The sequence below is a fragment of the Agrobacterium sp. CNPSo 2736 genome, assembly GCF_004005385.1.
Classification (GTDB): Bacteria; Pseudomonadota; Alphaproteobacteria; order Rhizobiales; family Rhizobiaceae; genus Agrobacterium; species Agrobacterium leguminum.
Genome location: NZ_RZTX01000007.1, coordinates 44429 through 62760 on the forward strand (window position 1 = coordinate 44429; position 18332 = coordinate 62760).

An 18332-nucleotide genomic window follows, 5' to 3' on the forward strand; every position below is an offset into this window, starting at 1 on the left:
CTGTATCCCGGCACGAATGACAAAAAAAACCGCCTATAGGCAGGATTTCCACGAATTCAAAAACCACCGCGCCTTTCCGCCCCGGGATTATTTCTCCATATTGTTGTGCCAAAATAAATCACACGAATCCCGTTATTGGGATTGACAGAATAAATGCGATGCTGTCACCAAGGCGAATAGTAGAGGGAAAAATTTCCGGAATTCTTCAAAATGAAAATTACTTATATTTATCAATTAAATAAAATAAAAAGTGACGAAAATGAAGTTTCCGGGCACAAAAATTAGTTTCCCATAAATTAAGCTTTCCAAAACGAGCTTCATAATAATAATCATAGTCGATAAGCAGACTCACTGGAGTTTCTTGATGAACACGGCATCCACGCCCAAAACCACGGGGCCCGACATTGCCGGGCAGATTGCCTATGCCATGCGGAGCATGGGTGTTTCGCCGATCCCGCGTAACTACAGCCTCTTTTACGAAGCCTATATCGGTTCGAACCCTGCCCTGACGAAGGATCTGGCCGCGCTTGGAAACCGGGTCACGCAGGAGGATCTGGACGAGCTGTCCTCGCGTTACGGGGAAGGCAATCCCGCCCGGTCCATCGACGATGCGCATGAGAAGCTCAGGCGCGAACTGGAGGGTCTTCTGGGCACGCTGAGGCGCGAACAATCCTCCATCGAAAACTACAACAGGATTCTCGGCGAAACGCGCCAGCGCATCGATGACAAGAACGCCGCCAGCAGCAATATTCTGAGGAATGCGATTTTGCTGCTGGCCGAGGCCACCGGCTCGAAGATCATCGACGGCGAAAAGGCCTTCAATGATGTCAACCGCCATGCCGAGGAAATGCACCAGGTGCGTCTGGAGCTGGATGAGTACAAGCGCATCGCCAATACGGATTCGCTGACGCGCCTGTCCAACCGGCGCGCCTTCGACGACCGGCTGGCATCCGTCTATGACAGCTCCATCGGCCTGCAATATACCACGCTCGTCCTGCTCGATATCGATCATTTCAAGCGCATCAACGACACTTTCGGCCATCCGGTCGGCGACAAGATTCTTGCCACCGTCGCCTCGGTCATCCGCGCCAATGTCCGCAAGGATGGTTTTGTCGCCAGAAGCGGCGGCGAGGAATTCGCCATCATTCTGGATGGCAATACGCCGGAAGAGGTGATGGTGATGTGCGAGCGCATCCGCCTGTCACTGGAAAGCACGCCCTTCCGCAATTCGAGATCGGGCGCCGACTACGGCACGGTGACGATCTCCCTCGGCTTCGCTTCCGCCGCGCAGGCCGCCAACCCGAGCGAGCTTTACGGCCATGCCGACACCGCGCTCTACCATGCCAAGGAAACCGGCCGAAACCGCTCCGTCTATTACGAGGACGGCATGCAGAAGAACTATACAGGCAAGAACTGGCTGATTTATCGGACGTAAGAAGGATGGCGTGCGCGCCACTATCTCCCCGTCATGCCGGACTTGATCCGGCATCCAGTCACGGCGCGTCTGCGCCGTGAAAAGAGTCTCTTGCGATCAAGGACTTGATCGCAAGAGACCCCGGATCCAGTCCGGGGTGACGGAGTGAGACGCTCCGCTTTCGCCAATAGCGCAAGCCTTGCGAGGCTTGCCTCAGCGGCCCCGACGGTCGCGTCGCTATTGCGCCTCACCACATGGTCTTCGCCGCCCGCGCCGCCCATTCCCGGTCATAGGTCTCCTGATCGAATTCAGCCTTGGCCGCCTTGAGCAGAAGACCGGGTGTCGGAAGCGAGGCCGGATCGACGAAATTATCGGGGTTCCACAGTTCCGAGCGCATCAGCGCCCGGGCGCACTGGAAATAAACTTCATCGATTGTCACCACGATGACGGTGCGCGGATGTTTGCCGTCCATCTCGAAGCTTTCCAGCAGATCGGGATCGACGGAGACCACGGCGCGGCCGTTGATGCGCATCGTCGTATTCGAGCCGGGTATCAGGAACATCAGCGCCACGCGCGGATCGCGCACGATGTTCAGAAGCGAATCCACGCGGTTATTGCCGCGCCAGTCCGGCAGAAGCACGGTCCTCTCATCGGCCACCCGGACCACGCCGCCCTTGTCGCCGCGCGGCGAACAGTCCATGCCTTCCGGCCCGACCGTCGCCAGCGCCAGGAAGGGCGAAGTCTCGATCATCAGCCGGTATTCGGCCGTCAGCGTGGCTGTCACCTTGGCGATAGATGCCTCGCTCGTGCTGTCATAGATGGCCTTCAATTCCTCAACCGTGCGAATGATCGTCATGTCCGTTCCTATCCCTGCCAATTCCCTCTGTCGCCGCCGAAAGACCAGGGCGCCCTATTCCTCTGCCGCTTCCGCCTTCTCCCGCTCTGCCCGCTCGCGCGCGGTGCGGGCGGCGACGAGGTCGGCCGGCTGGGCGTTGCCGCGGATCAGCGAACGGCCGGCATAAATGCCGCCGACGACTTCCATGGCGAAACGTTCCTCATCGCGGTCGCGGAATTCTTCAACCAGACGGGCGGCGTCTTCCCGCTCCTCACCCATGGCGCCCAGCACTTCCTCGCTGAAATTCAGCGCCGATTCCAGCGTTTCACGGATCTGGTAATCGACGCCCGCCTTCAGCAGATCGATAGCGTGGCCACGGTCGTAAGCACGGGCGAGAACAGGAACCAGCGGGAATTCGTGCTTGACGATCTCCGCGATCCTGACGGCCGCCTCCTTGTCGTCGACGCAGATGAGAACCGCGCGCGACGTGCCCGCACCGGCAGCATGCAGGATTTCCGCCCGCGACCCATCGCCATAATAGACCTTGAAGCCGAATTCCGCCGCATCGCGCACGAAGTCGGCATCCTTGTCGATCAGCGACAGCGTGTAGCCCCGCGCCAGAAGCGGCTGGCTGACGATCTGGCCGAAACGCCCGAAGCCGATGAGGAGAATACTGCCCTCGACATTTTCAGGCACGTCGAGATCGTCGGTATTGGGAACCGCCGCCGGCACCAGCCGGTCATGCAGGATGACCATCAGCGGCGTCAGCACCATGGAGATGATGATGGTCGCCGTCAGTATGGCGTTCGCCTCCCGGTCGAGAATACCGGCGCTGACGGCGGCCGAATAGAGCACGAAGGCGAATTCGCCGCCCTGCGCCATCAGCACCGCCCGTTCCAGGCTTTCGCGCCGGGTGGTGCCGAGCGCCCGCGCCACGCCGTAGATCAGGAAGGCCTTGAGCAGCATGTAGCCCGCGACGCTGACGACCACGAGCTGCCAGTTGGAGGCGATGACGGCAAGATCGATCGCCATGCCGACACCGAGGAAAAACAGGCCGAGCAGGATGCCGCGAAACGGCTCGATATCCGCTTCAAGCTGGTGGCGGAAGGACGATTCCGACAGCAGCACGCCGGCAAGAAACGCTCCCATGGCCATGGAAAGTCCGCTGACCTGCATCAGAAGCGCCGAACCCAGCACCACCAGCAGCGCCGCGGCCGTCATCACTTCCCGCGCGCCGGAAGCCGCGAGCAGGCGAAAGAACGGGTTGAGAAGATAACGCCCGGCAAGGATGAGCGCACCGACGGCGGCAAGCGCAATACCGACGGAAGCCCAGCGCTCCGACGCCGTCACATGTTCGCCGCCCGAACCGAGGAAGGCGACAAGCGCCAGCAGCGGCACGATGGCCAGATCCTCGAACAGCAGGATGGCGATGATGCGCTGGCCTTTCAGGCTCGACATGCTGTTGCGCTCCTGCAGCATCTGCATGACGATCGCCGTCGATGTCAGCACGAAACCGGTGCCGGCGACGAAGGACATGATGACGGGAAAACCGAGACCGACCCCGATCAATGTCAGGCCCGCCATGCAGACCAGCACCTGCAGCGCACCCAGCCCGAAAATATCCTGCCGCATCGACCACAGCCGCGACGGCTGCATTTCAAGGCCGATGATGAACAGGAACATCACCACGCCGAGTTCGGCTATATGCAGAATGGCCTGCGAATCGGAGAAAAAACCGAGACCGTAAGGCCCGATCACCAGACCGGCGGCCAGATAGCCGAGCACCGAACCGAGGCCGATGCGCTTGAAGATCGGCGCGGCGACAACGCCTGCCGCCAGCAACACGACCACCTGGGCCAGATCATTTCCGTTCGCTTCTACAGCCACACGCCACCCCGTTTAAATAGTGAGACAAGAGCTTTGCCCTCGTCCGATTATCGGCAACGCGCAAGAACATTTCCTCCGTCATGCCGGACTAGATCCGGCATCCAGCCACGGCGCGTCTGCGCCGTGAAAGGACTCTCCCGCGATCAAGGGCTTGATCGCGCTGGACCCCGGATCAAGTCCGGGGTGACGAAGCGCGGATGCAACAACGTTGCCAAACGCAGCAGTTCTTCAACCCCTTTGCCATCATTCTCACGAGGGCGTCTCCCTCGCTGTTTTCTCTACCGGTATCGCGGTTCCCTGCTCAAGCCCTTTTCGGCGAGCTGCCGCTCATAATCCGCAAACAGCGCATCCCCGGTCTCACCCAGTTCCTTCAGATATTTCCAGGTGTAGATGCCGCTATCGTGGCCATCGTCGAAAACGATGCGAACCGCATAATTGCCGGTGGCGACCATGGAACGGATGGTAACATCGCGTTTGCCGGGCACCGTGACCTTTTGTCCCGGCCCATGGCCCTGCACCTCGGCCGAGGGCGAAAGCACGCGCAACATCTCGGCCCGAAGCCGGTAAACGCTTCCATCATCGAAGGAAACGGTCAATTCGCGCCGGTCTTTCGACACAAGCAGCTCGGTCGGCCAGGCATCGCTCATTTTTCACTTCCGTAAGCTTATGATATGCGTCAGAATTACGGACTTGCCTCACGATAGGCAAGCCACTACATCATTTGAAAGGCGCATCGCGCAATGAGGATGGAGACGTGAACAGTTTCCCCGGATCGCTTGAAAAAGCGCAATTCCTGACGGAAAACAACGCACCGATGATTGATCCCTTCGGCCGCGCCATCACCTATCTGCGCGTTTCCGTCACCGACCGTTGCGATTTCCGCTGCACCTATTGCATGTCCGAACACATGACCTTCCTGCCGAAGAAAGACCTTCTGACGCTGGAAGAGCTTGATCGGCTCTGTTCCGTCTTCATCACGCGTGGCGTGCGCAAGCTCAGGCTCACCGGCGGCGAGCCGCTGGTGCGCAAGAACATCATGTCGCTGGTGAGGAACCTCGGCCGCCATATTCGCACCGGCGCGCTGGAAGAATTGACGCTGACCACCAATGGCTCGCAACTTGCCAAATATGCCGATGAGCTGGCCGATTGCGGTGTCAAGCGCATCAACGTCTCGCTGGACACGCTCGACCGCGACAAATTCCGCCATATCACCCGCTGGGGCGATCTCGACCGTGTCATGGAGGGGCTCCACGCCGCCCAGGCCGCGGGCATCAGGGTCAAGCTCAACGCGGTGGCGCTGAAGGACTTCAACGACGCCGAAATTCCCGATCTCATGCGTTTCGCCCATGGTCGCGGCATGGACCTGACGGTGATCGAAACCATGCCGATGGGCGAGATCGAGGAAGACCGGACCGACCGCTACCTGCCGCTTTCGCAGTTGCGCGCCGATCTGGAAAAGAGCTTCACGCTCATCGACAGCGATTACCAGACCGGCGGCCCCGCCCGTTACGTGACGGTGAAGGAAACCGGCGGCCGGCTCGGCTTCATCACGCCCATGACGCATAATTTCTGCGAAAGCTGCAACCGCGTCCGCCTCACCTGCACCGGCACGCTTTATATGTGCCTGGGCCAGGACGACGCCGCCGATCTGCGCACCGCGCTGCGCGCCTCCGACAGCGACGCCTATCTTTCCAGCGCCATCGATGAAGCCCTTCTGCGCAAGCCGAAGGGGCATGATTTCATCATCGACCGCACCCACAACCGGCCTGCCGTCTCCCGCCATATGAGCGTGACCGGCGGCTGAGCGACGGCTGAGACTGTTTCTCGTCCACCCACCCATATAAACGGTTGAAATGCCGGCTGTGCCGTGCCACGTCTCTTTACATGGAGGAATGCGCGGTGACGCCGGAAAGGCGGCCCAAATCGCCCCGAAAGGGCGGCCTGGAAAACCGCGCATGGTCTGGGATATTTTGGAATGGCATTGACGGACAATACGCGCGGCGCCCTGTTGATGGCGCTCGCCATGGCAAGCTTCACGGCCAATGACGCCCTGACGAAATCCGTCACCCCCTATATCAACACCGGCCAGATCATGTTCGTCCGCGGCATCATGACGGTGGTGCTGATCTACATCGCCGCCCGCCATTTCGGCGCGCTCCGGCCGCTGAAAACCCTCATGCGCCCCATCATCATCCTGCGCTGTCTCTGCGAGGTGACTGCGGCCGTGCTCTATCTGACGGCGCTCGGCCTTATCGAATTTTCCAATGCCTCGGCCATATTGCAGTCCCTGCCCCTGGTGGTGACGCTGGGTGCGGCGCTGTTCCTGCGCGAACCCGTGGGCTGGCGGCGCTGGGTGGCGATCATCGTCGGTTTTATCGGCGTGCTCGTCATCATCAGGCCCGGCCCGGAAGGCTTCACGCCGGGTGCGCTTCTGGTCGTCGCATCGCTCGCCGTCACCGCTGCACGCGATCTGCTGACCCGGAAAATGTATGCCGATGTGCCCTCGCTCGCCATCACCGTCATCACCGCCTTCGTCAACATGGCGGTGGGCGGCCTGCTGATCGTGCCCTTCGGCGGCTGGCAGCCGATGAACTTCATGATCGTGTCGCATCTGGCCGCTTCGGCTATTCTCGTGCTCGTCGGTTATCAGGCGATCATACTGTCGATGAGATCGGGCGAAATCTCCTTCGTCGCGCCGTTCCGTTATACCGGCCTGCTCTGGGGTTTCATGATCGGCGTGTTCTTCTTCAACGAAAAGATCGACAATTACACCATCGTCGGCGCCATGATCGTCATCGGCTCGGGCCTTTATACCTTCTACCGCGAAAGCCTGCGCAAGCGCTCGCAGATGGCCAAGCGCGCAGCCGCCACACCCACCGCCGCGACCACGGTACGGCCGGCTTCCGTAACGAAAACTGCCGTTACGGAAGAAGCGGGAGAATGACATGAACAGCGGCCGTTTTCTGGACAGGACCACCCCGCCCCACATCATCACGCTGGTCGTCATCGCCGGCGTCGCGGCGCTGTGCATGAATGTGTTCCTGCCCTCGCTTGCGGCCATGGCGGTTTATTTCGAGACCGACTACGCGGTGATGCAATTTGCCGTTTCGGGTTATCTTGCCGCCACCGCCTGCCTGCAGCTCATCATCGGCCCGCTTTCCGATCTCTTTGGACGCCGCCCGGTCATGCTGGCCAGCATCGCCATCATGATCGTCGCAACGCTCGTCTGCATGCTCGCGCCCAACATCACCGTCTTCATGGTCGGGCGCGTCGCGCAGGCGGCCGTCGTTTCCGGCTTCGTGCTGGCGCGCGCCATCGTGCGCGACATGGTGCCGATGGAACAGGCGGCCTCGATGATCGGCTATGTGACCATGGGCATGTCCGTGGTGCCGATGGTGGGGCCGACGGTTGGCGGCCTGCTTAACGACATTTCCGGCTGGCAATCGAGCTTCGCCCTCCTCTCCCTGCTCGGCGTCGGCATTCTGGCGCTCGCCTGGTTCGATCTCGGCGAAACCAACCACAATAAATCGGCGAGCTTTTCGCAGCAGTTTCACGCCTGGCCGGAACTTCTGCGCTCGCCGCTGTTCTGGGGTTACGCGCTGACCTCGACCTTCTCATCGGGCATGTTCTTCTCCTTCCTCGGCGGTGCGCCCTTTGTCGGCAGCGTGCTTTACGGGCTTGCGCCGGCCATGCTCGGCCTGCAATTCTTCTTCATGGCCAGCGGTTACATGCTCGGCAACTTCATCTCCGGCCGTTATGCCAGCGAAATCGGCATTACCCGCATGATGCTGTCGGGCAATGTCATCGCCATTGCGGGCATCGCCACGACCATGCTGCTGATCTCCGCCGGGGCGGAAAGCGCCTATGCGTTTTTCGTGCCGCTCGCCTTGATCGGCGTCGGCAACGGCGTAACACTGCCCAGCGCCAATGCCGGGATGGTCAGCGTCCAGCCGCATCTGGCCGGCTCCGCCTCCGGCCTCGGCGGCGCGATGACCATCGGCGGCGGCGCCGCCCTCTCGGTGCTCGCCTCCTCGGTCCTGTCCAGAGAGGACGGAACCTGGCCGCTTCTTCTGGTGATGCTGGCGACCGGCCTTGTCGCCCTCCTCACCACCTATGTCGTAAGGCTGCAGGAAAAGCGGGAATGACGGCCCCTTTCGAAATACCCGGTCTCGTGCTCGCCGGCGGGCTTTCGCGGCGCATGGGCAGCAACAAGGCGATGGTGCAATTGGGCGATGCGCCCCTCATCTCCCATGTCATCAGCCGCATCACCCCGCAGGTCTCAGATGTCACCATCAACGCGGCCTATGGCTGGGCGGAGAGTTTCGGCCTGCCGCTGCTGCCCGATACGCTGAACGGCCATGCCGGGCCGCTCGCGGGTATTCTGGCCGGCATGCGCCATTTCCAGCACCGCGGGGATGCGGCGAGCCACTTCCTGACGGTGCCCGCCGACAGCCCGTTTTTCCCGGACGATCTCGTGGCGCGGCTTTGCGAACACCTGTCGGTCAATGCAATCGTCATCGCCGCCTCCAGCGGCCAGCTTCACCCGGTCTTTGCGCTGTGGCCGCTGGCGCTGGCCGACGATCTCGAGGCGTGGCTGAAGAACGATGCGAACCGGCGCATCCGCGCCTATCTCGCCCGCCATGTCACCCTCGGCGTGGCCTTCCCGCCGCTGGAAACGGCAAAGGGCAGCCTTGATCCGTTCTTCAACATCAACACGCCGGATGAACTGGCGCTGGCGCGCAGCTATCTGGAGAACCTGCAATCATGACAGCACAAAAGGTCTTCGGCATCGCCGGCTGGAAGAACTCGGGCAAGACCGGCCTTGCGGTCCGTATCGTCACCGAGCTGACGGCGCGCGGCTACCGCGTCTCCACCATCAAGCACGCCCATCATGATTTCGATATCGACAAGGTCGGGGCGGATAGCTGGCGTCACCGGCAGGCCGGCGCACATGAAGTCACTATCGTTTCCGGCACCCGTTTCGCCATCATGCATGAATTGCGCGGCGAACCGGAACCCTCCTTCGAGGATATTCTCGCCCGCCTCGCCCCCTACGATCTGGTGCTGATCGAAGGTTACAAATACGAGCCCGTGCCGAAGATCGAAGCACGCCGGCTGGAGGCCGCCAAGACCGAACCGCTTGCGCCGCTCGATCCGCATATCGTCGCAATCGCCGCCGATCACGCGGTGACGGACACGGCGCTGCCGGTTTTCGATCTCGACGATACCGGCCCGATTGCCGATTTCATCGAAACGACGGTGGGTCTGGTCAGGGGTTAGACACGTAGCGGCTCGACGTGACTTGGGCTGCATCCCCACATCCGTCATACCGGCCTTGAGCCGGTATCCAGCCAGCCCAGGTCCTTGGGCTGAGGAGACTCATTCCGCCGCGCAGACGCGCGTCGACTGGATGCCGGATCGAGTCCGGCATGACGGAGGAGAAAACCGCGAGAAACCAATACCCACCAAGCCCGAAGCACCCATTCCAGCACCTTTTCCGCACGCATCACCCCAAAAATGAAAAAGCCGGGCTCTTCACCCGGCTTCATCATTCCTTGAGACGCAATACCTATTCAAGGAAACTGGAGGGGTTCACCGGCGTCGCATCCTTGCGAACTTCGAAGTGAACCTGCGGACGCTTGGCGCTGCCGGTCATGCCCGATGTGGCGATGGTCTGGCCGCGCTGGACCTTCTGGCCGCGCTGCACGTCGAGATTGGCGGCGTTGCCGTAAACGGTGACCTTGCCGTCGTCATGGCGGACGAGAACCGTGTTGCCGAGCTGCTTCAGGCCGTTGCCCGCATAGATGACCACGCCGTTTTCGGCAGCCTTGATCGGCGTGCCTTCCGGAACGGAGATGTTGATGCCATCGTTGCGGCTGCCTTCGACATTGTCGCCGAAATTGTTGATGACCGCGCCACGAACCGGCCAGCGATATTTGCCGATGCCCGTGGATTCCGGTGCGACGGAAGCCATGTCGGCCTTCTTCTCGATGTCGCTGACACTGGCGGTGGCCGGTGTGGCAGGCGCAGTCGGAGCCGCGGCAGCAGCCGGCGCCTTGTAGGGCTCAGGCTTGGCGGATGCGGTTTCGACCGGCTTGGCCGCTTCCTTGGCGGGAACGGAAGCTGTCTTGATGGCATCCGTGGAAGCGCCCGGCATGTTGAGCGTCTGGCCGACGCGGATGCTTTCGTTGCTGAGACCGTTCGCCGCCTTGAGGGCAGCAACCGACACGCCGTTTTCGCGGGCGATCTTCGCAAGGCTGTCGCCCGGCTGAACCTTGTAACCACCGGTGGGCGGCAGCGGCTTGCCGCCGGGAGGCGTCAGCTTGCCGGTCTCGGAGGAAACCTTGTCACGGGCGGCGGCCTGCGACGGCAGCACGGCCACATTCCCCTCAGGGCTACGCAGCGGTGTCGGCTGGTCGCCGTTGCGGTTAAGGGCGATATCGCCAGCCGCGTCCTTGGCGGCGTTGCGGATCTGACCGAACTTCGGAATGAGGATCGACTGGCCAGCCTGCGCCGAGGATGCGGTTTTCAGACCGTTGACGCGCAGCAGTTCCTTTTCCGGAACGCCGTAGCGGTTGGAGAGGGTCGCGATGCTTTCACCGGGACGCAGGGTCACGGAGGAAGCGCCATCGGTGTGCCAGCCGTTCTTGTCGGAACGAACGGTTGCAGTCGTCAGATTGTCGGTGACGGGAGCGGCAGCCTGCCGGGCGGGCGCTGCAAGAGATGGCGCGGCCTTGGGCTGAGCGGACGGGAAAGGCTGGGCCATGGCTTCGTTGCGGGTCGACGGATCGCGGCTTGCCACCGCCGTCGGCGCCGACAGCTCGGAGCGCTGCACCGGAGAGGCCGAAGCCGAGCGGGCCGTGGAAGGCTGGACGCCGCCATAACCACCCGATTGCGGGTAGGAATTGCCCGCCATGTTCTGGTTGGCATAACCGCCCTGCGGTGCGGCAGAGGCGTAACCGCCATTCATGTCACCCTGCGGAACCGGGGCCTGCCCGTAAGCACCGCCGCCCTGACGGGCAGGAATTGACGCCGTGGTCATCTGGTCCGGTCCACTGGAAAAGAGGCCGCTGAACCGCGTTGCATCCGAGCTACAGCCCGTTGCGACGCTTGCCAGCAATGCCGCTGCGAACATTTTTGCGACTGATTTTCCGATTTTAGACGAATGTCTCATACGCATGACTCGATCTACACTGACGCCAACCCGCCGCATCGAGACCGATCCGGCACAAATTTCACTTCTTGCAAGGCCCATTTCCCGAGGTGGGGAAAACCATGCGTCGATGTTTATGATTAAAGCGCGTTAGTGTTACCACGCCGTTAAAACGTTAAGCCGTTCGGCGCTTTTTTGACACTTCGATAACCATGACGAAAACCGGATGCGTCATGTTGATACAATAATGATATTGAAAATCAGATAGTTGCGGCAATTCAGAACATTAGGAGACAAAAATAGAATGTCTCCAAAATTTTCATTTTGTCACAAATGACGCGCAATATGGGTGCTGAGCGGCAGGTAAGGCGCCTCGAACAGCTCTTCCTTCTCGAAGCGGCTGCCGGTCTTGGAGAAGCGCGTCATCACGCAACGCTCATCTTCAAGGATGATCGGCGCGATCATCATGCCGCCCGAAACGATCTGCTCGGCAAAGAAGCGGGGCATGGTGGTGAAGGCGGCGGTGGAGACGATGCGGTCGAAGGTGCCCTCGCCCACCAGACCGTTGCTGCCATCCGCCTGGCGGATGACGACATTGCGGATGGAAAGATCGTCTAGACAGTTCTGCGCCTGCTGCACCAGCGTCTTGTAACGCTCCAGCGAAAAGACGCGCTCAACCCGGCGCGCGATGATCGCGGTCATGAAACCGCTGCCCGTGCCGATTTCCAGCACGCGCTGGCCGGGTTTCAGTTGCAGCCGGGCAAGGATCTTCACCGCCATGTCGGCGCCCTCCATGAAGGCGCCGCAGTCTATCGGGATTGTGCGGCTGGAATAGGCGTCCGCCGCAAATTGCGGCGGCACGAATTTGGAACGCGGCGTCTGCTCAACCGCCGTCAGAAGGTCGAGATCGGAAATCCCCTCGCCCCTTAAGCGGAGAACGAGAGCGGCAAAACCTTCCTTTTCGACCATTGCGGATTTCAATCGGCGACTCCGAATCCAAGTGCTTGCGCAACCCGATCCTTCACCGTGTAGTCCGTCAGGTCAAGCTTAAGCGGTGTGACGGAAATCTTGCCATGTTTCAAAGCGTGGATATCGGTGCCTTCGCGGAAGGTGCCGAGACGCTCGCCGAAGCGCAGCCAGTAATAGGGAAAACCGCGGCCATCCTGGCGTTCTTCCACCGTCAGGCCGAAATCGAGCTTGCCCTGCCCCGTCACGGAAACGCCCTGCACATCGCTTAGTGCGCAATTGGGGAAATTGAGATTGAGGAAGGTGCCATCGGGCAGTTCCACATTCATCAGCTTGCGCAGGAGGTCCGGCGCATAGGTCTCGGCGACTTCCCACGGCACGACGCGGCCATCGGCGTGGCTGAAGGCCTGGCTGAGCGCAAAGGAGCGCACGCCCTGCAGCGTGCCTTCGATTGCGCCGGCAATGGTGCCGGAATAGGTCACGTCATCGGCCATGTTGGCGCCGGCATTGACGCCGGAGAGCACGATATCCGGCTTTTCCGGCAGGACTTCGCGAATGCCCATGATGACGCAATCGGTCGGCGTGCCGCGCAGCGCGAAATGCCTGTCGGAAACTTTTCGCAGACGCAGCGGTTCAGACAGGGTCAGCGAGTGCGCGAGACCGCTCTGGTCGGTCTCCGGCGCGACGATCCAGACATCGTCGGACAGCGTGCGGGCGATACGCTCCAGCACGGCCAGACCTTCGGCGTGGATACCGTCGTCATTCGTCAGCAAAATCCGCATGTTTTCCTCCGCTGCTGTATCCCACTATGAGGACACAATGATTTCTCTCACAGAAGCACCCCCACGACCGTCATTTCGGCCTTGAGCCGGAATCCAGTCGACGCGCGTCTGCGCGGCGGGAAGAGTCTTTTTTCAGCCCAAGGACTTGGGCTGGCTGGATTCCGGCTCAAGGCCGGAATGACGGCCGCGTCTTTAGCAGACGAACAGTCAGGCCGCCTTCTCGATGCGCTTCAGACCGCCCATATAGGGCAGCAGCACGTCTGGAATTGTGACGGAACCGTCCTCGTTCAGATAATTTTCGAGAACCGCGATCAGGCAGCGGCCGACGGCCGTGCCGGAGCCGTTCAGCGTGTGCACGAACTTCGTCGCCTTGTCGTCCTTGCCGCGATAGCGCGCATTCATGCGCCGCGCCTGGAAATCGCCGCAGACCGAGCAGGACGAAATTTCGCGATAGGTGTTCTGGCCGGGCAGCCACACTTCCAGATCGTAGGTCTTGCGGGCGCTGAAGCCCATGTCGCCGGTGCAGAGCGTCATGGTGCGGAAATGCAGGCCAAGGCGCTTCAGCACCTCTTCGGCGCAGGCCGTCATGCGCTCATGTTCCGCAACGGCGCTTTCCGCATCGGTGATGGAGACAAGTTCGCACTTCCAGAACTGGTGCTGGCGCAGCATGCCGCGCGTGTCGCGGCCGGCCGAGCCCGCTTCCGAACGGAAGGACGGCGTCAGCGCCGTGAAGCGCAGCGGCAGCTTCTCCTGATCGAGAATTTCACCGGAGACGAGATTGGTCAGCGTCACTTCCGCCGTCGGGATCAGCCAGCGGCCATCCGTGGTCCTGAACAGGTCCTCGGTAAATTTCGGCAATTGGCCGGTGCCGAACATCGCCTCGTCGCGCACCATCAGCGGCGAAGACACTTCGGTATAACCGTGTTCGCCGGTGTGCAGGTCGATCATGAACTGGCCGAGCGCCCGTTCCAGACGCGCGAGCTGGCTGGTCAGCACGGTGAAGCGCGCACCGGAAAGCTTGGCGGCGCGCTCGAAATCCATGTAGCCGAGCGCTTCGCCGATATCGAAGTGTTCCCTGGCCTCATGGTTCCAGCCGGGCTTCTGGCCGACCACGCGGGCCACCACATTGTCATGCTCGTCATTGCCGTCGGGCACGTCGTCGAAGGGCATGTTGGGCAGGCGCGACAGGGCATCGTTGAGCTCGGCGGTGACCTGACGGTCCTCCTCCTCCGCGCGCGGCATGTTTTCCTTGAGATCGGCGACTTCGGCTTTAAGCTTTTCGGCAAGCTCCATGTTCTTCTGCGCCATGGCGGCGCCGATTTCCTTGGAGGCGGCATTGCGGCGCGACTGCATGTCCTGCAGGGACTGGATGACGGAACGGCGCTTTTCATCGAGCGCGATCAGGCCGCTGGCGGCAGGCTCCGCACCTCGGCGTGCAAGCGCCGCATCGAAAGCTTCGGGGTTTTCGCGTATCCATTTAATGTCGTGCATCGTCGTTCCAGACCGTTGTTGCATCGTCCGTGTTTTACAGCAAAACGCCGGGCATCAGCCCGGCGCGAGGAAATGTCGTGAGCGGCGAGACCTTCAAGAATATCAGGTCTCCTCCAGCTCCGTGCTTGCGGATTCTGCCGCACGTTTCCTCTCCACGAGTCGAGCCATGTAGATGGAAATCTCGTAGAGAATGATCGCAGGCAGCGCAAGACCGATCTGGGACATGGGGTCCGGCGGCGTCAGCACGGCGGCGACCACAAAGGCCATGACGATCGCAAACTTGCGCTTCTCACGCAGCCAGTCGCTGGTCAGAAGCCCGACACGCGCCAGAAGCGTGGTCACGACGGGCAACTGGAATACCAGACCGAAGGAAAGAACCAGCGTCATGATGAGGCTCAGATATTCCGACACCTTCGGCATCAGCGAAATCGCCACCTCGCCATCCTCGGGCAATTGCTGCATGGCGAGGAAGAACCACATGACCATGGGCGTGAAGAAGAAATAGACGAGCGCCGCACCGATGAGGAAAAGAATGGGCGAAGCGATGAGGAACGGCAGGAAGGCTGCCCGTTCGTTCTTGTAGAGACCGGGCGCCACGAATTTATAGAGCTGCGAGGCGACCACCGGAAACGAGATCACCATCGCGCCGAACATGGCGACCTTGATCTGCGTAAAGAAGAATTCCTGCGGCGCGGTATAGATCAGCGACGATTTCGTGACATCGAGGCCCGCCCAGAGAACCGCCCATTTGTAAGGAATGACGAGCAGGTTGAACAGGTGCTTGGCAACGGCGAAACAGGCGATGAAGGCGACGAAGAACGCGCCGAGCGCCCAGATCAGCCGCGTGCGCAACTCCATGAGATGTTCGATAAGCGGCTGCGGCTTATCCTCGATATCCCCGCTCATGCTTCATCCTTTTTGGGCTTTGCGGCCTTGGTTTTTGCCGTTTTCGCCGGCTTGGTCTCGGCCACGACCGCCTTGTCTGCGGCAGACTTCCTGACGGTCGCCTTTTTGGCGACGGCCTTCACGGCGGGATTGGAAACAGCGGGCTTCGAAACGGCAGGCTCACTGGTTTTCGCGGCAGTTTTCGCGGCAGTTTTCACAACCGGGGCGGTTTCAGGCGTTGCCGCCGCGGCCTTGCTGCGGGCGGCGCGTTTAGGCTTGGCGGCAACCGCTTCGGCCTCCACGGTCGCAATCGATTTCGCCCGCGCGCGCTTCGGCTTCTCCTCCGTAGCGACGGCTGCGGCAACCGGCGCGGCGGATGCGGCGACAGAAGGCGGCGCATCCGGCAGCTTCATCTCCGGCTCGGGCACGCTGACCAGCGGCGCAACCGGCTCGCCTGCGACAGGCGCAGGGGTGGAAGACAGGCCGTCCGGCGGGGTGGTCGCCTTCTGCAGATCGGACTTGATCTCGTTGCCAAGCTGGCGAAGCGGGTTCATCGCATCGCGAAGCGAGTTGGTGGGGTTGAGATTGCGGACATCGGAGATGGTCTGGCGCACATCGTCCATGTCGGCCTCTTTGAGGGCCTCGTCGAACTGGGTGCGGAAATCCCCAGCCATCTTGCGAAGGCCGGCCATCGTCTTGCCGAAAGCGCGGATCATGGGCGGCAAGTCCTTCGGCCCGACGACCACGATCAATACGACCGCAATCACCAGAAGCTCGCTCCAGCCGATATCTAACATCAATATGCTCCCGAGACCCTAGCGCATCGGCCCCAAAAATCGGAATCGATTTTCGACCGGAACGATGCGCAACATACAAGTGGTAGAGCGTCCTTGTGCGTCCGAAAGAACGCACGGCGCTCTAGCGCCAGTCCCACACCAAGCGGCGACAGGCCGCTTACTTGATCTCGTCAGCCTTGTGGTCGACGGTCTTTGTGTTGGCATCGGCCGGCGGCGGCGTCTGGTCTTCGTCAGCCATGCCCTTCTTGAAGCTTTTGATGCCCTTTGCGACATCACCCATCAATTCCGGGATCTTGCCGCGTCCGAAGAGGACGAGAACGATCACCAGCACGATGAGCCAATGCCACACACTAAAAGAACCCATAACTGAAACTCCTGAATTTCGCTTTCAGACGATGTAAGACGTTTGAAAGGCTTTTTCAAACGACAAATCGTCGCTTCAACAGCGAGTGCGCATAAAGTTTTCGTGGCCCCGCCAACAGGATGGCGATATCAGTCGTCGCCATCGCCGCCGCCCGGCGCAAGCAGGCCCAGTTCCTCGAGATCGAGCTGCGTGATCGGGTCTTCGTCCTCCCGCAATTCGTCGCTCATCATCGGCAGAGGAACGCCGAAATTGGAGGGAATGCGGCCGGAAAGCAGCCCTGCCCCCTTAAGCTCCTCGAGGCCCGGCAGATCGCGCAATTCCTCAAGGCCGAAATGGTCGAGAAACTCCACCGTGGTGCCGATCGTCACCGGCCTGCCGGGTGTGCGCCTGCGGCCACGGAACCTGACCCAGCCCGCCTCCATCAGCACGTCAAGCGTGCCGCGCGAGGTCTGCACGCCGCGGATTTCCTCGATTTCGGCGCGTGTCACCGGTTGATGATATGCGATAATCGCCAGAACTTCCAGCGCCGCGCGCGACAGCTTCTTCGGCTCCTTTTCCTCGGCGCGGATGACGAAGGAAAGATCGCCGGCGGTGCGGAAGGCCCATTGCCCGCCCACCTGCACGAGATTGACGCCCCGCTCCGCATAAAGAACCTTGAGATGCTGCAGAATGGCGATGACATCCATGCCGCGCGGCAGGCGCTCGGCGATGAAAGCCACGGAAACCGGCTCGGACGAGGCAAAAACCAGGGCCTCGGCGATCCGCTCGGCCTCCCTCAGCTGGCGCTCGGAAAATACCGTGGGTTCGGGCTCTGCCCCTTCGGCCGCGATGGTGGCCTCTGCGGTCTCATCGTCATTCATCATTGTCAGTCCTTTCGGCATTCACCGCACGGTCGTCTCGTCCACCCTTGCGCATATAAATCGGCTGGAAAGCGCCCTCCTGCCGGATTTGCAGCGAGCCCTCGCGCACCAGCTCCAGCGAAGCGGCAAAGGCGCTGGCAATCGCCGTCACCCGCATGGCGGGATCGGGCACATATTGCAGCAGATACTGATCGAGCACGGTCCATTCCCCGACATCGCCGAGGAGATGGGTCAGAAGCTCACGCGCCTCGACAAGCGACCAGACCTGCCGTTTTTCAATCGTGACCTGGGTAATCGCCTGCCGCTGCCGCAGATTGGCATAGGCGCTCAGGAGATCGTAAATATTGGCCTCATAGGCCGAGCGGTTGATATGGGGAATATGCTCCGGCGCGCCACGGGCAAAAACATCGCGGCCGAGCTGGGCGCGGTTGACGAGCCGTTCCGCCGCCTCGCGCATCGCTTCCAGGCGTTTCAGCCGGAAGGCCAGCGTCGCGGCCATTTCCTCGCCCGAGGGACCGTCATCCTTCGATTGCTGCGGAATGAGGAGCTTGGATTTGAGGAAGGCGAGCCACGCCGCCATGACGAGATAATCGGCCGCAAGCTCAATGCGCACGCGGCGCGCGCTTTCCACGAATTGCAGATATTGTTCGGCGAGCGCCAGCACGGAAATCCGCGACAGATCGACTTTCTGCGTGCGGGCAAGATGCAGCAGCAGATCGAGCGGGCCTTCGAAACCCGCGACATCGATGACCAGCCCGGCCTCGCCCGTCAGCCGCTCCGGCGTCACATCCTGCCAGAGCTTGTCCATCGGTGTCGAATTGCGAGACTTGTCTGCGGCCATTGTTCCATCCGCCGGGCGTCCGGCCTGTCGTCCCGAGTAACGGGCCGCCGCCCGACT

General features: G+C 61.2%; 18 protein-coding genes. 6 read left to right on the forward strand and 12 right to left on the reverse strand.

Features of this window, described 5'->3' with window-relative positions:
- The first annotated feature begins 364 nt into the window (after positions 1–364).
- Entirely contained in the window at positions 365–1435 is a 1071-nt protein-coding gene (locus EM858_RS13705) for a GGDEF domain-containing protein (RefSeq protein ID WP_127756920.1), read from the forward strand.
- Between the two features lie 226 nt (positions 1436–1661).
- On the opposite strand, the gene EM858_RS13710 is transcribed toward EM858_RS13705, so the two are convergent.
- The 3 genes from EM858_RS13710 to EM858_RS13720 form a co-directional block, all read right to left on the reverse strand.
- Positions 1662–2270, reverse strand: coding sequence for a pyridoxamine 5'-phosphate oxidase family protein (locus EM858_RS13710; protein ID WP_080816895.1), 609 nt, complete (start codon positions 2268–2270; stop codon positions 1662–1664).
- Between the two features lie 54 nt (positions 2271–2324).
- Positions 2325–4136, reverse strand: a complete 1812-nt coding sequence (locus EM858_RS13715; RefSeq protein ID WP_127756921.1) for a monovalent cation:proton antiporter-2 (CPA2) family protein — start codon at positions 4134–4136, stop codon at positions 2325–2327.
- A gap of 278 nt (positions 4137–4414) precedes the next feature.
- Complete coding sequence (locus EM858_RS13720; protein ID WP_127756922.1) at positions 4415–4783, reverse strand: DUF971 domain-containing protein; 369 nt, start codon at positions 4781–4783, stop codon at positions 4415–4417.
- Between the two features lie 107 nt (positions 4784–4890).
- Between EM858_RS13720 and moaA the strand changes: the two genes are divergently transcribed.
- The 5 genes from moaA (at position 4891) to mobB (ending at position 9416) form a co-directional block, all read left to right on the forward strand.
- Positions 4891–5940, forward strand: a complete 1050-nt coding sequence (gene moaA / locus EM858_RS13725; protein ID WP_127756923.1) for a GTP 3',8-cyclase MoaA — start codon at positions 4891–4893, stop codon at positions 5938–5940.
- A 171-nt stretch (positions 5941–6111) separates the two neighbouring features.
- Positions 6112–7080 (forward strand): DMT family transporter, encoded by a 969-nt coding sequence (locus tag EM858_RS13730; protein WP_003522736.1) that lies wholly within the window; start codon positions 6112–6114, stop codon positions 7078–7080.
- 1 nt (position 7081) lies between these two features.
- Complete coding sequence (locus EM858_RS13735; protein WP_080816893.1) at positions 7082–8281, forward strand: multidrug effflux MFS transporter; 1200 nt, start codon at positions 7082–7084, stop codon at positions 8279–8281.
- Positions 8278–8904, forward strand: a complete 627-nt coding sequence (mobA, locus tag EM858_RS13740) for a molybdenum cofactor guanylyltransferase MobA (RefSeq protein ID WP_127756924.1) — start codon at positions 8278–8280, stop codon at positions 8902–8904. The genes EM858_RS13735 and mobA overlap by 4 nt, the downstream gene beginning before the upstream one ends.
- Positions 8901–9416 (forward strand): molybdopterin-guanine dinucleotide biosynthesis protein B, encoded by a 516-nt coding sequence (mobB, locus tag EM858_RS13745; RefSeq protein ID WP_127756925.1) that lies wholly within the window; start codon positions 8901–8903, stop codon positions 9414–9416. The genes mobA and mobB overlap by 4 nt, the downstream gene beginning before the upstream one ends.
- A 289-nt stretch (positions 9417–9705) precedes the next feature.
- Here the strand turns inward: mobB and EM858_RS13750 are convergent, their stop codons facing one another.
- From EM858_RS13750 to EM858_RS13790, 9 genes are all read right to left on the reverse strand, one after another.
- Positions 9706–11271, reverse strand: a complete 1566-nt coding sequence (locus tag EM858_RS13750) for a LysM peptidoglycan-binding domain-containing M23 family metallopeptidase (RefSeq protein ID WP_164865426.1) — start codon at positions 11269–11271, stop codon at positions 9706–9708.
- A gap of 345 nt (positions 11272–11616) precedes the next feature.
- Positions 11617–12270 carry a protein-L-isoaspartate(D-aspartate) O-methyltransferase gene (locus tag EM858_RS13755; protein WP_003522731.1) on the reverse strand — a complete coding sequence of 218 codons (654 nt, stop codon included), beginning with the start codon at positions 12268–12270 and terminating at the stop codon, positions 11617–11619.
- Complete coding sequence (gene surE / locus EM858_RS13760) at positions 12267–13037, reverse strand: 5'/3'-nucleotidase SurE (RefSeq protein ID WP_127756927.1); 771 nt, start codon at positions 13035–13037, stop codon at positions 12267–12269. Before surE ends, EM858_RS13755 begins: the two co-directional genes overlap by 4 nt.
- Positions 13038–13244: 207 nt before the next feature.
- A complete protein-coding gene (serS, locus tag EM858_RS13765) occupies positions 13245–14528 on the reverse strand; it encodes a serine--tRNA ligase (protein WP_078053082.1) in 1284 nt (427 codons plus the stop codon).
- A gap of 102 nt (positions 14529–14630) precedes the next feature.
- Positions 14631–15434 (reverse strand): twin-arginine translocase subunit TatC, encoded by an 804-nt coding sequence (tatC, locus tag EM858_RS13770; RefSeq protein ID WP_080816887.1) that lies wholly within the window; start codon positions 15432–15434, stop codon positions 14631–14633.
- Positions 15431–16210, reverse strand: a complete 780-nt coding sequence (tatB, locus tag EM858_RS13775; protein ID WP_127756928.1) for a Sec-independent protein translocase protein TatB — start codon at positions 16208–16210, stop codon at positions 15431–15433. The genes tatC and tatB overlap by 4 nt, the downstream gene beginning before the upstream one ends.
- A gap of 157 nt (positions 16211–16367) precedes the next feature.
- A complete protein-coding gene (locus EM858_RS13780; RefSeq protein ID WP_003509722.1) occupies positions 16368–16574 on the reverse strand; it encodes a twin-arginine translocase TatA/TatE family subunit in 207 nt (68 codons plus the stop codon).
- Between the two features lie 128 nt (positions 16575–16702).
- Positions 16703–17437, reverse strand: a complete 735-nt coding sequence (scpB, locus tag EM858_RS13785; protein ID WP_127756929.1) for an SMC-Scp complex subunit ScpB — start codon at positions 17435–17437, stop codon at positions 16703–16705.
- A complete protein-coding gene (locus EM858_RS13790) occupies positions 17427–18275 on the reverse strand; it encodes a ScpA family protein (RefSeq protein WP_127756930.1) in 849 nt (282 codons plus the stop codon). Before EM858_RS13790 ends, scpB begins: the two co-directional genes overlap by 11 nt.
- Between the last annotated feature and the right edge of the window lie 57 nt (positions 18276–18332).

Coding starts and splice junctions, on each gene's coding strand:
- EM858_RS13705 (WP_127756920.1), top strand. CDS start 365: ATGAACACGGCATCCACGCCCAAAACCACGGGGCCCGACATTGCCGGG.
- EM858_RS13710 (WP_080816895.1), bottom strand. CDS start 2,270: ATGACGATCATTCGCACGGTTGAGGAATTGAAGGCCATCTATGACAGC.
- EM858_RS13720 (WP_127756922.1), bottom strand. CDS start 4,783: ATGAGCGATGCCTGGCCGACCGAGCTGCTTGTGTCGAAAGACCGGCGC.
- EM858_RS13730 (WP_003522736.1), top strand. CDS start 6,112: ATGGCATTGACGGACAATACGCGCGGCGCCCTGTTGATGGCGCTCGCC.
- EM858_RS13735 (WP_080816893.1), top strand. CDS start 7,082: ATGAACAGCGGCCGTTTTCTGGACAGGACCACCCCGCCCCACATCATC.
- mobA (WP_127756924.1), top strand. CDS start 8,278: ATGACGGCCCCTTTCGAAATACCCGGTCTCGTGCTCGCCGGCGGGCTT.
- mobB (WP_127756925.1), top strand. CDS start 8,901: ATGACAGCACAAAAGGTCTTCGGCATCGCCGGCTGGAAGAACTCGGGC.
- EM858_RS13750 (WP_164865426.1), bottom strand. CDS start 11,271: ATGTTCGCAGCGGCATTGCTGGCAAGCGTCGCAACGGGCTGTAGCTCG.
- surE (WP_127756927.1), bottom strand. CDS start 13,037: ATGCGGATTTTGCTGACGAATGACGACGGTATCCACGCCGAAGGTCTG.
- serS (WP_078053082.1), bottom strand. CDS start 14,528: ATGCACGACATTAAATGGATACGCGAAAACCCCGAAGCTTTCGATGCG.
- tatC (WP_080816887.1), bottom strand. CDS start 15,434: ATGAGCGGGGATATCGAGGATAAGCCGCAGCCGCTTATCGAACATCTC.
- tatB (WP_127756928.1), bottom strand. CDS start 16,210: ATGTTAGATATCGGCTGGAGCGAGCTTCTGGTGATTGCGGTCGTATTG.
- EM858_RS13780 (WP_003509722.1), bottom strand. CDS start 16,574: ATGGGTTCTTTTAGTGTGTGGCATTGGCTCATCGTGCTGGTGATCGTT.
- scpB (WP_127756929.1), bottom strand. CDS start 17,437: ATGATGAATGACGATGAGACCGCAGAGGCCACCATCGCGGCCGAAGGG.
- EM858_RS13790 (WP_127756930.1), bottom strand. CDS start 18,275: ATGGCCGCAGACAAGTCTCGCAATTCGACACCGATGGACAAGCTCTGG.